Raw genomic sequence first — 12,407 nt, 5'->3', positions numbered from 1 at the left:
TTTTCTGCCCGGGATTCCAATGAAATTCAAACCGCTGCTGGCCCTGGGCCTGACGATTCTCGCTGCCTCCAGCCAGGCTTTTGCCGGCGCCACCCTGGACCGTATCGAACAGAAAAAAGAGTTGGTCGGCGTGCTGATGGAAAGCTACCCGCCCTTCTCCTTCCTCAACGATCAGAACCAGCTCGATGGCTTCGACGTCGACGTGGCCAAGGCCGTGGCCGACAAACTGGGCGTGAAGCTGCGCCTGGAAACGCCGTCCTGGGACGTGATCGCCGCCGGCCGCTGGAGCGGGCGCTACGACATCTGCATCTGCTCCATGACCCCGAGCAAGGCCCGCGCCGAAGTCTTCGACTTTCCGGTGCAGTACTACGCCTCGCCGGCGGTGATCGTGGTCAATGCCAAGGACCAGCGCATCCACGGCGCCAAGGACCTGAGCGACAAGAAGGTCGGCCTGACCAGCGCGTCCAGCTACGAGAGCTACCTGAACAAGAACCTGGTGATCGAGGGCGCCGAGGACACCCGGTTGCCGTACCCGTTCGACAACGTGCAGATCGCCCCGTACGACACCGATAACGTGGCCTTCCAGGACCTCGGCCTGGGCGCTGGCGTGCGCCTGGACGCGATCCTCACCAACCTGGTAACGGCCCAGCCGCGCCTGGCCCAGGACCCGCGCTTCAAGCTCGCCGGCGAGCCGCTGTACGCCGAACCCAACTCGGTGGCCATTGAGAAAGGCGACGCCCAGTGGCATGCCAAGGTCCGTGAAGTGTTCGCCCAGCTGAAGCAGGACGGCACCCTGAGCAAGCTCTCACAGAAATGGATCGGCGCCGACATCAGCCAATGACTTCTCTTTCGCAACCGCCCCGGCCACCGCAAGCGCTGGCCGGGCCACGGGTCAAACGCCTCTTCGGGTTCCGCGCCCGCCTGTACCTGACCTGGGCGGTGCTGTTCGGCCTGTTCGCCAGTTTCTTCCTGAGCTTCGACCTGAAGTTCTCGCTCATCCTCGACAAGCTGCCCAACCTGCTCGGCATCACCCTGGCGCCCAACGGGTTTCTGCAAGGCGCGGCGCTGACCCTGTTCCTCTGCCTCTGCTCGATCGTGCTGTCGTCGCTGCTGGGCTTCGTCACCGCGCTGGCCCGGTTGTCGAAAAGCGCCGTGGCCTTTGGCATCGCCAGTTTCTACGCCTCGTTCTTTCGCGGCACGCCGCTGCTGATCCAGATCCTGCTGATCTACCTCGGCCTGCCACAACTGGGCGTGGTGCCGGGCGCCATTGCCGCGGGGATCATCGCCCTGTCGCTGAACTACGGCGCCTACCTCAGCGAGATCTTCCGCGCCGGCATCCTCGGCGTGCCCCACGGCCAACGCCAGGCGGCCCTGGCCCTGGGCATGAGTGACAGCGTGATCTTCTGGCAGGTGACCCTGCCCCAGGCCATGCGCACCATCATCCCGCCGGCCACCAACCAGTTCATCTCGATGCTCAAGGATTCGTCGCTGATCTCGGTGATGGGCGTCTGGGAAGTGATGTTCCTGGCCCAGTCCTACGGCCGCTCCAGCTACCGCTACATCGAAATGCTCAGCACCGCGGCGATTATCTACTGGCTGCTGTCGATCGGCCTGGAACTGATCCAGGCGCGGATGGAAAGGCATTACGGCAAGGCCTACGCCAAGCGCGACTGAGGCTCAGTGGGGTGCCTAGGGCCCGGGCGTACCCGGGCCCTTTTCCAGGCGCTCGAGATCATTGAGCAGCGAGCGGGCGCGACTGGTTTTCTGCACGGCCAGCACCCCCATCTGCAAACCGAAGGGCTTGAACACCGCGTTCAACGACTTGAGGGTCGGGTTGCCGTCACCGTGTTCGATGTGGATCAGGGTACGCAGGGAAATCCGGCACATCCTGGCGAACTGGCTCTGATGCAGCCCCGTGACTTCGCTGCGCAGGCGCCTGACCGCATCGCCAAGCGGCAAGCGGCCGGCCGCCAGTTCCTGCTGGATGTTGTCGATCAGCGCGCCGCGTTCTTCCAGGGTTGTACTCATCGCAGTCCCCACTCCTGCAGGCGTCGGTCCAAGTGGCGCAAGTGAATGCGCGGGTGATTCAGGGTGGCGTCGGGCAAGCCGCTGGCGCGCAACAGGTCCGGCAAGGCCCGCAGCCGTTCGGCATCCTCCCGCAGGCGCGCCAGGGCGGCTTCGGGGTCGAGCAGCGGCTTCAGGCTCGCGCATACCAGGCGCCAGTCCACGTCACCCGCCACTTCCATGCGCCCGGGCCATTTGATGGTCCGGGTAATGCCCTCATCGTCCATGACCGTGGGTGCCAGATCGTAGATCGGCGCCAGCTGCACCCGACTGTCGGTGCGGATGATCGAAAGGTTGCGTCCATGGTTGTCCGAGTTGCCGAGGATCTTGTTGAGCAGGTCCCGGCGCAGGTAATCCGCCACCAGTTCGGGAATCGCCGATTCCTGGCCCGTGGCTCGCCACAGTTCGGCGAGGATCCCCAGCACCTCGGTGTGCCGCATGCCCTGGCCATGGCCCACCAGCCCCGCCAGGGAATAGATCGACTCCACCGCCAGGCGCTCCACCCCCGTCGGCGTTACCCGACGGTCGAAGCGCTGCATCCACAGGCTGGGCCTGGGTCCTTCTTCCAGGGCCAGGCCCTCGGCCGGCAGCGTATCGATACCCAACTGTTGCAGCGCCCGGTAATAGTGGAATTCGCTCCTGAGGATGTCGCCGTCATTCTGCGTGGCCGGGTTGCGGGGAAACTTCACCCACCAGTGGCACGCCGCCGAAGCGTCGTCGAGCAGCGCATCGGGGTACAGCAGGCCCTCGCGGTTTTGACTCAGCAGCAGCTTGGGCGCCTCACCGCCGATGCTCGCAGTACCGCCGAACGCCGCGCCCTGCTCGTGGGCGTACTCGAGAAAGCGATTATCGAGGGCGATCACCTGGTCCCGAGAAAACCCCAGCGCCGGACGCCTGCGCAAGCCCGCCAGCGACTCCTTGATCCGCAGGTTGCCGATGGGCGCCGCGGTGGACCGACTCAAGAGGAACAACTCGACGCCCATGCCGTCCGGCCGCTCGTGGCCAATCTGGTGCAGCAGGAAGCGCGCGGTCGCTGCCGCCGGGGCAAGGTCATAGAGAAAGGCCGGGGCTCGTTCTTCCCGCCACGATTCCCAGCCCAATGGGATCTGCGCACTGACCGACCTGGCCAGCGGGCTGGCGACAGCCTCCAGGTTATCCACCAGATACTGCTGGACATAACCAAAACGGCAGGGGCTGGCGAAGCCCTCTTCGGGCCTGTCGAAAGTCAGGGTCATGGCGTCGCTCCATGCCCCTGCGCAGTAGAGCTGCAACGTCAGCCGAAGCACTTTTTTACCTGTATTTTAATGCACTTTTAATGAGCCATAAGGCAGTTAAGTGCATTGTAATGCAGATATACAAAATTCAGAACGAAATAAGTGCATTAAAATACATTCACATGATGCTCATTCCAGCCTGGAAATATCCCTCAAGCCGCCTGTAGCGGCCGCGCATTGCCCCCCGCCGCCCCGGCAACAGGCAAAAAAAGGGAGGCCGTAGCCCCCCCGAGGTAAACAGTTATCGATGAAGGATTGAAAATCAGCCTTCGATCTCGATCAGGATTTCGCCCGGATTGACCCGGTCGCCCTTGGCCACGTGGATGGCGGTGACCTTGCCGGCGATGGCCGCCTGGACTTCGGTTTCCATCTTCATGGCTTCGGTGATCAGCACCGCCTGGCCGGCCTTGACGGTGTCGCCTTCCTTGACCAGCACGTCGACGATGTTGCCCGGCATGGTGGTGCTGACGTGGCCCGGCGCGCTGGCCTGCTTGCGCTTGCTGCTGCCACCACCGACGAACTCGTTGAGCGGCTCGAACACCACTTCTTCCGGCATGCCGTCGATGGACAGGTAGAAGTGGCGCTTGCCTTCGGCCTTCACGCCGACACCGGTGATGTCGACACGGTAGGTCTCGCCGTGCACGTCGATGACGAACTCGGTCGGTACGCCTTCGCCGCCGGCCGAGCTCACGCCGCCCGCTTCCGGAATCGGCAGCAGCACTTCCGGTGTCAGGGTGCCGGCTTCGCGTTCTTCGAGGAACTTGCGCCCGATGTCCGGGAACATGGCGTAGGTCAGCACGTCTTCTTCGGATTTAGCCAGGGCGCCGATGTCATTGCGCAGCTTGGTCATTTCCGGCTTCAACAGGTCGGCCGGGCGCACGTCGATCACTTCTTCGCTGCCGATGGCCTGGCGCCGCAGCTTCTCGTCCACCTCGCCCGGTGCCTTGCCGTAGCCGCCTTGCAGGTACAGCTTCACTTCGTTGGTGATGGTCTTGTAGCGCTCGCCGGCCAGCACGTTGAAGAACGCCTGGGTGCCGACGATCTGCGAAGTCGGGGTCACCAGCGGCGGGTAGCCGAGGTCGTGACGCACCCGTGGGATCTCCGCCAGTACTTCGCTCATGCGGTTCAGGGCGCCCTGCTCCTTGAGCTGGTTGGCCAGGTTGGAAATCATCCCGCCCGGCACCTGGTTGACCTGCACCCGGGTGTCGACCGCGGTGAATTCGCTTTCGAACTGGTGGTACTTCTTGCGCACGGCATAGAAGTACAGGCCGATCTCCTGCAACAGTTCCAGGTCCAGGCCAGTGTCGAATTCGCTGCCTTTGAGGGCGGCGACCATCGACTCGGTGCCCGGGTGGCTGGTGCCCCAGGCGAAGCTGGAGATCGCGGTGTCGATATGGTCGGCGCCGTTCTCGATAGCCTTGAGCTGGCACATCGCGGCCAGGCCGGCGGTGTCATGGGAGTGGACGAACACCGGCAGCGATTGCTCGGCCTTCAGCGCCTTGACCAGTTCGCCAGTGGCGTAAGGGGTCAGCAGGCCGGCCATGTCCTTGATCGCCACCGAGTCGCAACCCATGGATTCCATCTGCTTGGCCTGGGCCACGAAGGCCTCGATGGTGTGCACCGGGCTGGTGGTGTAGGCGATGGTGCCCTGGGCGTGCTTGCCGGCGGCTTTCACCGCTTCGATGGCCACCCGCAGGTTACGCACGTCGTTCATGGCGTCGAAGATGCGGAACACGTCGATGCCGTTGACCGCCGCCTTGGCGACGAAGGCCTTGACCACGTCGTCGCTGTAATGGCGGTAGCCCAGCAGGTTCTGCCCGCGCAGGAGCATTTGCAGGCGGGTGTTGGGCAGCGCGGCGCGCAGTTTGCGCAGGCGCTCCCACGGGTCTTCCTTGAGGAAGCGCACGCAGGCGTCGAAGGTCGCGCCGCCCCAGACTTCCAGCGACCAGTAGCCGACTTTGTCGAGCTTGTCGCAGATCGGCAGCATGTCTTCGGTGCGCATGCGGGTCGCCAGCAGCGATTGGTGGGCGTCGCGCAGGATGGTGTCGGTAACGAAAATCTTCTTGCTCATTGTTCTTTTCCTCACAGGCCTGCGTGGGCGGCGATGGCGGCGGCGATGGCCAGGGCCAGCTCTTCGGGTTTGCGCTTGATCGAGTAGTTGGTCAGCTCAGGGTGGCTTTCCACAAAACTGGTGTTGAACTGGCCGCTACGGAATTCCGGGTTACGCAGGATTTCCTGGTAATAGGCAGCAGTGGTCTTGACCCCTTGCAGACGCATGTCGTCCAGGGCACGCAAGCCACGGTCCATCGCTTCTTCCCAGGTCAGAGCCCAGACCACCAGCTTCAGGCACATGGAGTCGTAGAACGGCGGAATGGTGTAGCCGGTGTAGATCGCCGTGTCGGTCCGCACGCCGGGGCCGCCGGGCGCGTAGTAACGGGTGATCTTGCCGAAGCTCGGCAGGAAGTTGTTCTTCGGGTCTTCGGCGTTGATCCGGAACTGCAGGGCGAAACCACGGTGGTGGATGTCTTCCTGCTTCACCGACAGCGGCAGGCCGGAAGCGATGCGGATCTGCTCGCGAACGATGTCGATGCCGGTGATTTCTTCGGTAATGGTGTGTTCCACCTGCACCCGGGTGTTCATCTCCATGAAGTACACCTCGCCGTCGGCGAGCAGGAACTCCACGGTACCGGCGTTCTCGTAGCCCACGGCCTTGGCCGCGCGCACCGACAGGTCGCCGATGTAGGCGCGCTGTTCCGGGGTCAGTTGCGGGCTGGGGGCGATCTCGATCAGCTTCTGGTTGCGGCGCTGGATCGAGCAGTCGCGCTCGAACAGGTGCACCACGTTGCCAAAGCTGTCGCCGAGGATCTGCGCCTCGATGTGCTTGGGATTGACGATGCACTTTTCCAGGAACACTTCGGCGGAACCGAACGCCTTGGTCGCCTCGGAAATCACCCGTGGAAACGCCTGTTCCAGTTCGTCGCGGCTGTTGCAGCGGCGAATGCCGCGGCCGCCGCCGCCGGAAGTGGCCTTGAGCATCACCGGGTAACCGATGCGGTCGCCTTCGCTCAGGGCTTCATGGATATCGGCGACGTTGCCTTCGGTGCCCGGGGTGACCGGCACGCCTGCCTTGATCATGCTGCGGCGGGCTTCGGTCTTGTCGCCCATGCGGCGAATCACTTCAGCCGATGGACCGATGAATTTGATCCCACGTTCGGCGCAGATCTCCGCCAGCTCGGCGTTTTCCGAAAGGAAGCCGTAACCGGGGTGCAGCGCGTCGCAGCCGGTTTCCACGGCCAGGTTCACCAGCTTGCGTGGGTTCAGGTAGCCGGCCAGGGGTTCGGCACCGATGCTGTGGGCTTCATCCGCGCGTTTCACATGCAGGGCATGGCGATCGGCGTCGGAGAAGATCGCGACCGAGCGAATGCCCATCTCGGCGCAGGCACGCACGATTCGTACGGCAATCTCACCACGGTTGGCGATCAGGATCTTTTTTATCACTTGGAGGTACCCTTGAGCCGTTGGAACAAAAGACCCGCTAGACCGGGTCGGCGCGTGACCAAATGTTTCAAGCCAGTCGCAGGCCCACACTATTCCTGTCGATGAATTAACAAAAATCAATAATTATTGGGTCGCTCATAAGCAAAGACTTATAGTTGATCCGACAGCCCTCGGCGCGAGACCTTAGATAATGCGTAAGTCCTTGATGCGTATGACATTACGCCAATTGCAGATTTTCAATGAGGTCTGCGATCTGCGCTCTTACAGCCGGGCGGCCGACGAAATGTCCCTGACCCAGCCCGCCGTCAGCCTGCAGATTCGCCAGCTGGAGGAGCTGATCGGCCAGCCATTATTCGATTACGTGGGCAAGAAGCTCTACATGACCGAGGCCGCCGAGGCGCTGCAGCGGGCCAGCCGCGACATCTTCGGGCGCCTGGAAAACCTCGACATGCAGCTGTCGGACATGCAGGGCTCCTTGCAGGGCCAGCTGAAACTGGCGGTGGAATCCAGCGCCAAGTACTTCGTGCCGCACCTGTTCGCCGCCTTCAAGCGCCAGCACCCGGAGGTCAACCTGCACCTGACGGTGGTCAATCGGGGCCAGGTGATCCGCCGCCTCTCGGACAACCGCGACGACCTGGTGATCATGTCCATGGTCCCGCAGGACATGGGCCTGGAATTCCTGCCGTTCCTCAATAACCCGATCGTCGCCGTGGCGCCGCCCGACCACCCGCTGTGCCACCTCGGGCCGCTGCGCCTGCAGGACCTGGAACCCTACAACCTGCTGGTGCGCGAACAGGGTTCGGGCACGCGCCTGGCCTGCGAGGAGTATTTCAAGGAAAAGCGCGTGCACTTCACCCAGACCCTGGAAGTGTCGTCGGCCGAGGCTCAGCGCGAGTGTGTGCTGGCGGGTCTGGGCGTGGCGCTGTTGACGCGCCACGCCCTGAACCTTGAGTTGGCGACCGGGGGACTCGTCGAGTTGCCGGTCGAAGAGCTGCCGTTGTATCGCAGCTGGTGCCTGGTGCAGGCCAAGGCAAAACGCCTGTCACCGGTAGCGCATGCGTTCCTGGGGTTTATCCGCAGCGAACGGGTGCAGATCAGCGGGCTTGTTGAACGTTTTGACGGGAAGCTGCCGAGGCTGCCTGCCAGTAATTGACGGCGTCCAGCTCGGGGTAGTCATTGATTTCCTGCTGCAGACGGCGCAGCTCACAGCGATGTTCGATCGCGCGGCGAAATTCCATGCGGCGCTGGTCTTCCTGTTGACGACGGGTCTTGACTGCGCTGCTGCTCTCTTCGTAAGGCCGGGCCATTTCGAGTCTCCCAATGCGAGTACGGGAGCTTCACGATGACGCCTGCCAATGACGATTTGGCTGCGGGTCGGTTACAGGATGATGAAAGTTGCCGGCGATGAAGGCGCCGCGATCAGTCGTCGAGCGCCTTCACCGACTTGGGCGACAGGCGCAGGCTGCGAAGGCTGCGCTTGACGCTCTTGAGGTGGTTGACCAGGCTCGGGCCGCGGGCCATGGCCACGCCCATCGCCAGGACGTCGATCACCACCAGGTGGGCGATACGCGAGGTCAGCGGGGTGTAGATTTCGGTGTCTTCGTGCACGTCGATCGCCAGGTTGACCGTCGACAGCTCGGCCAGCGGCGTCTGGCTCGGGCACAGGGTGATCAGCGAGGCGCCGCTTTCACGCACCAGGTTGGCGGTGATCAGCAGGTCCTTGGAACGCCCGGACTGGGAAATGCAGATCGCCACGTCGGTGGGCTTGAGGGTCACCGCCGACATCGCCTGCATATGCGGGTCGGAATAGGCCGCCGCGGTCAGCAGCAGGCGGAAGAATTTGTGCTGGGCGTCCGCCGCCACCGCGCCCGAGGCGCCGAAGCCGTAGAATTCCACGCGCTGGGCCTGGGACATGAGGGTCACAGCCCGTTGCAACTCCACCGGATCGAGCTTCTCGCGAACCTCCATCAGGGTGTGCAGGGTGGTGTCGAAGATTTTCAGGCTGTAGTCGGCGACCGAGTCGTCTTCATGAATCGCGAACTGGCCGAAGCTCGCCCCGGCGGCCAGGCTCTGGGCCAGCTTGAGCTTCAGGTCCTGGAATCCCGAGCAGCCGATGGCGCGGCAGAAGCGCACGATGGTCGGCTCGCTGATACCCACGCTGTGGGCCAGGTCGGCCATGGAACTGTGCATCACAGCCGCAGGGTCGAGCAGCACATGATCGGCGACCTTGAGCTCCGACTTGCGCAAGAGATGGCGTGATTGGGCAATGTGCTGCAACAGATTCAAAGGGCTGGACTCATTGTTATGGGGCAGACGCCCAAGGATGTAGCAATTTTGTAGTTATACTACATGAATTCGCTTTTTGCCTGCTCAATGCGTAACTGAATCACCTTTGCACCCCACTGTTTTAGCCTTGCCTGCTCTTTGTAGCTGCTGGAGCCGGGCAGCCGGTATTCGTAAAAACTTCAGATATTCCTGGCCTTTTGCGGCCGCTGCGCAGCCGATCGCAGCCTGCGGCAGCGGCTACAGGGTCTGGGCCCGCAACAGCGCCGCAAGCCCCTCGGCTTCCACCGGCCGGCTGATCAAGTAGCCCTGCACCTCATCGCATTTCTGCTCCTTGAGAAATGCCAGCTGCCCCGGATGCTCCACCCCTTCGGCCACCACCTTCAGCGACAGCCCGTGAGCCATGGCGATGATCGCCCGGGTGATCGCCGCGTCAGCGCCGCCTTCGCTCAGGCCGCGGATGAACGCCTGGTCGATCTTCACGTAGTCCACCGGAATCCGCTTGAGGTAGCTCAGCGAGGAATAACCGGTGCCGAAGTCGTCGATGGCCAGCTTCACTCCCAGGTCACGCAACTGCTGGAAGGTGGAAACGATGTGTTCGACGCTGTCGAGCAGATGGCTTTCGGTCAGCTCCAGCTCGAGGAAATGCGGCGCCAGCCCGGTCTCATCCAGCACGCTGCGCACCTGGCTGACCAGCTTGCCCTGGCGCAGTTGATGCACCGACAGGTTCACCGAGACCCGAATCGCCGGCAGCCCCTGGCGCTGCCACTCGCAGGCTTGCCAGCAGGCCTGGCGCAAGACGAATTCGCCGATCGGGCCGATCAGCCCGATCTCTTCCGCCAGGCCGATAAAGTCCCCCGGCGGCACCCGACCCAGGTCGGGATGGTCCCAGCGCACCAGGGCTTCGGCGGCGTTCAGGCGACCGGTGGCGAGGCACAGTTTCGGCTGGTAGAACACCTTCAGTTGGCGCTCCTCGACCGCCTTGCGCAGCTGGTTCTCCAGCTGCAGGCGCTCCAGGGTGCTGGCTTGCAGGCTGGCGGTGTAGAACTGGAAGTTGTTGCCGCCCAGGTGCTTGGCGTGTTGCATGGCGATGTTCGACTGGCTGATCAGCGCCGGAATTTCCCGCGCGCTGTCGGGCAGCATGCTGATGCCCATGGAAGCGCTGACCACCAGCTCATGGCCTTCCACGGTAATCGGCAGGCGCAGCTTCGCCGACAAGCGGGTGGCCACCCGGGTCAGGCTCGACAGGCTGCCGTAGGCATCGAACAGCACCGCGAACTCATCGCCGGACAAGCGGGCAATGGTGTCGGCTTCCGGCAGCGCGTTGACCAATCGCCGCGCCATTTTCTGCAACAGCTGGTCGGCGATGTCGTGGCCCAGGCTGTCGTTGAGCAGCTTGAAACGGTCCAGGTTGATATGCACCAGGGCCAGGCTGCGGCCGCCCTGGCGCATCCGTTGATGGGCTTCGCGCAAGCGTTCGCGAAACAGCGAACGGTTGGCCAGGCCGGTGAGTTCGTCGTAATGGGTCAGGTAGCGCATGCGCTCTTCGGATTCGCGCCGCGCCGACAGATCGGCGAAGAAGCCCACAATATGGCTTACCTTTCCCCGCGTATCGCGCACCACGTTCAATTGCAGCCACTGCGGGTACAGCTCGCCGTTCTTGCGCGCCTCCACCAGTTCGCCCTGCCAGCTGCCGTGCTGTTCGAGGGCCTGATGAATCACCGGAAAGTGCCGCCGTGCGTCGCGGCTGCACGGCAGGTCGACCACATTACGCCCGAGCATGTCCTCGATCTGGAAACCGGTAACCCGACTGAATGCCTGATTGACCGCCAGCAGTACGTAATCGGGGTCGAGGATGACGATGCCCTCGCTGGCCGCCTCGAACACCATCGCCGCCAGGCGGCGCTGCTCTTCCTGTTGCTTGCTGGCGCTGATATCGCGCCGGGTGCCGACCATGCGCAGCACCTGCCCGCCTGGGCCGCGCTCCACGGCGCGGCCACGGTCCTCGATCCAGACCCAGCGGCCATCGGCATGCCGCACGCGATATTCCACCAGGTAATCCTCGGTGCGCCCCTTCAGGTGCTCCACCAGCGCGCGCTTGAGCAGCGGCAGGTCTTCGGGATGCAGCAGCGGCTTGAGGTGGCTGAGCATCGCCCGCACGAACTCCGGCTCCAGGCCGAACAGCTCCTTGATATGGCTGTGATGGACCTCGTCGGTCTGCAGGTTCCAGTCCCACAGCCCCAGCTGGCTGGCCTTCAGGGCCAGGGCCAGGCGCGCTTCGCTCTTGCTCAGGGCCTGGTTGGCCGCGTCCAGCTCGAGGCTGCGCTGGGCCACCCGGCTTTCCAGGCCGACCTGGGCCTCGCGCAATTGCTCTTCGGCGCGGCGACGCTGTTCGACTTCCCGCAGCAGCTCGCTGTTGAGCTGTTCGCTGCGGCTCTGCGCCTGTTGCAGATGTTCGATCAGGGCCTGGTTCTGGAAACGCCGCAGCAAGCCCATCTGGATCAGGCGGTTGACCTGCCAGGCCACCACGCTCAGCGACACCAGCAGGATCAACCCCAGCCAGCCCCAGCCGCGCTGCTGCTCGTCGCCGCCCCAGAACAGGTAGCCGATCGCCGGTAGCAAACAGGGCAAGGTAAAGGACAGGAAGGCCGGCAGGCTGACCGCGTAGGCCACGCTGGCCGAGAGGATCGCCGCGCCGATCAGGCCGAAGACCCAGGCTTGCTGCAGGAAATTGTCGGTGGGCATCAGGGCGATGCCGGCGCAGGCCAGGGTCAGGCCGCTGACGGCGGAGCCGAGCAGGAACATGCGACGCCAGATCGGCTGCGCCTGGCGGCTGGGAATCGCCGAGTCGAACGCCGCCACCTGGATCACCCGCAGGGCGACCGAGGCCAGCAACCAGACCATCCACACGCTGACCAGCCAATAACGCTCGGGGCTCCACAGCAGCCAGGCGCAGACCAGGCCGTTGAGCAGCATGAACAGGGTGGGCAACAGGGAGCCCTGATAAAGCAGGCGCGTGCGCTCTACCGCCATCTCCATGGCGTATTGCTTGCGAATAACCCGAGGCTCCACGAAGGGTCCGGACGGGCCAGTGCTGAGTGTCATAGGCAGTGTTCTTATAATGATTGAGCCCGAAACGTCGCCGGAGCATACACAAGCAACCGCCCGGACCAAACTGCCTGGAATCATAAAATCGGCAAATCCGCGCGAGCGCCGATCCCTGCGAAATTCCTCCAGCCAAGCCCGGCCAACGGCTGCAGCCCGTGACCGACCGGTCGTCCCCGGCGT

9 protein-coding genes and 1 pseudogene are annotated in these 12,407 nt (G+C 63.6%); 3 read left to right on the top strand and 7 right to left on the bottom strand.

Annotated elements, in window-relative coordinates:
* Positions 1-19: 19 nt before the first annotated feature.
* Together CRO75_RS04875 and CRO75_RS04870 are read left to right on the top strand one after the other, a co-directional pair.
* Complete coding sequence (locus CRO75_RS04875; RefSeq protein WP_097134608.1) at positions 20-841, top strand: ABC transporter substrate-binding protein; 822 nt, start codon at positions 20-22, stop codon at positions 839-841.
* Positions 838-1,674, top strand: coding sequence for an amino acid ABC transporter permease (locus CRO75_RS04870; RefSeq protein WP_097134607.1), 837 nt, complete (start codon positions 838-840; stop codon positions 1,672-1,674). Before CRO75_RS04875 ends, CRO75_RS04870 begins: the two co-directional genes overlap by 4 nt.
* Positions 1,675-1,764: 90 nt before the next feature.
* On the opposite strand, the pseudogene CRO75_RS04865 reads toward CRO75_RS04870, so the two are convergent.
* The 4 genes and pseudogenes from CRO75_RS04865 to CRO75_RS04850 all read right to left on the bottom strand — a co-directional run.
* Positions 1,765-2,028: pseudogene (locus CRO75_RS04865) on the bottom strand (helix-turn-helix transcriptional regulator); the annotation flags it as partial.
* Positions 2,025-3,299, bottom strand: coding sequence for a HipA domain-containing protein (locus tag CRO75_RS04860; RefSeq protein WP_097134605.1), 1,275 nt, complete (start codon positions 3,297-3,299; stop codon positions 2,025-2,027). The pseudogene CRO75_RS04865 and the gene CRO75_RS04860, both read right to left, overlap by 4 nt.
* A 301-nt stretch (positions 3,300-3,600) precedes the next feature.
* The gene (gene oadA, locus CRO75_RS04855; protein WP_097134604.1) at positions 3,601-5,409 is read right to left on the bottom strand and encodes a sodium-extruding oxaloacetate decarboxylase subunit alpha; all 1,809 of its coding nucleotides are present in this window, start codon (positions 5,407-5,409) and stop codon (positions 3,601-3,603) included.
* Positions 5,410-5,420: 11 nt separating this feature from the next.
* Entirely contained in the window at positions 5,421-6,836 is a 1,416-nt protein-coding gene (locus tag CRO75_RS04850) for an acetyl-CoA carboxylase biotin carboxylase subunit (RefSeq protein ID WP_062824193.1), read from the bottom strand.
* Positions 6,837-7,026: 190 nt separating this feature from the next.
* On the opposite strand from CRO75_RS04850, the gene CRO75_RS04845 reads away from it, so the two are divergent.
* On the top strand, positions 7,027-7,989 hold the full coding sequence (locus tag CRO75_RS04845; protein WP_097134603.1) for a LysR family transcriptional regulator: 963 nt from the start codon (positions 7,027-7,029) through the stop codon (positions 7,987-7,989).
* Here CRO75_RS04845 and CRO75_RS04840 read toward each other — a convergent pair.
* The 3 genes from CRO75_RS04840 to CRO75_RS04825 all read right to left on the bottom strand — a co-directional run bounded on the left by CRO75_RS04840 (position 7,931) and on the right by CRO75_RS04825 (position 12,224).
* Positions 7,931-8,143 carry a hypothetical protein gene (locus tag CRO75_RS04840; RefSeq protein WP_007927592.1) on the bottom strand — a complete coding sequence of 71 codons (213 nt, stop codon included), beginning with the start codon at positions 8,141-8,143 and terminating at the stop codon, positions 7,931-7,933. The two genes, CRO75_RS04845 and CRO75_RS04840, sit on opposite strands and share 59 nt — an antisense overlap.
* Before the next feature lie 112 nt (positions 8,144-8,255).
* Positions 8,256-9,122 (bottom strand): transcriptional regulator HexR, encoded by an 867-nt coding sequence (gene hexR, locus CRO75_RS04830; protein WP_007927594.1) that lies wholly within the window; start codon positions 9,120-9,122, stop codon positions 8,256-8,258.
* A 237-nt stretch (positions 9,123-9,359) separates the two neighbouring features.
* Positions 9,360-12,224: an EAL domain-containing protein gene (locus CRO75_RS04825; protein ID WP_097134602.1), complete on the bottom strand. Its 2,865-nt coding sequence runs from the start codon at positions 12,222-12,224 to the stop codon at positions 9,360-9,362.
* Between the last annotated feature and the right edge of the window lie 183 nt (positions 12,225-12,407).

The organism is Pseudomonas sp. LAMO17WK12:I10 (assembly GCF_900215185.1).
Taxonomy (GTDB): Bacteria; Pseudomonadota; Gammaproteobacteria; order Pseudomonadales; family Pseudomonadaceae; genus Aquipseudomonas; species Aquipseudomonas chlororaphis.
Note: the sequence above shows the minus strand (reverse complement) of the source record. Positions and strands in the feature narration are given on the sequence as shown.

What these genes read in the sequence shown, in the direction of transcription:
- CRO75_RS04825 (WP_097134602.1), bottom strand. Translation starts at nt 12,224, where the DNA reads ATGACACTCAGCACTGGCCCGTCCGGACCCTTCGTGGAGCCTCGGGTT.
- CRO75_RS04845 (WP_097134603.1), top strand. Translation starts at nt 7,027, where the DNA reads ATGCGTAAGTCCTTGATGCGTATGACATTACGCCAATTGCAGATTTTC.
- CRO75_RS04840 (WP_007927592.1), bottom strand. Translation starts at nt 8,143, where the DNA reads ATGGCCCGGCCTTACGAAGAGAGCAGCAGCGCAGTCAAGACCCGTCGT.
- CRO75_RS04860 (WP_097134605.1), bottom strand. Translation starts at nt 3,299, where the DNA reads ATGACCCTGACTTTCGACAGGCCCGAAGAGGGCTTCGCCAGCCCCTGC.
- CRO75_RS04875 (WP_097134608.1), top strand. Translation starts at nt 20, where the DNA reads ATGAAATTCAAACCGCTGCTGGCCCTGGGCCTGACGATTCTCGCTGCC.
- CRO75_RS04870 (WP_097134607.1), top strand. Translation starts at nt 838, where the DNA reads ATGACTTCTCTTTCGCAACCGCCCCGGCCACCGCAAGCGCTGGCCGGG.
- oadA (WP_097134604.1), bottom strand. Translation starts at nt 5,409, where the DNA reads ATGAGCAAGAAGATTTTCGTTACCGACACCATCCTGCGCGACGCCCAC.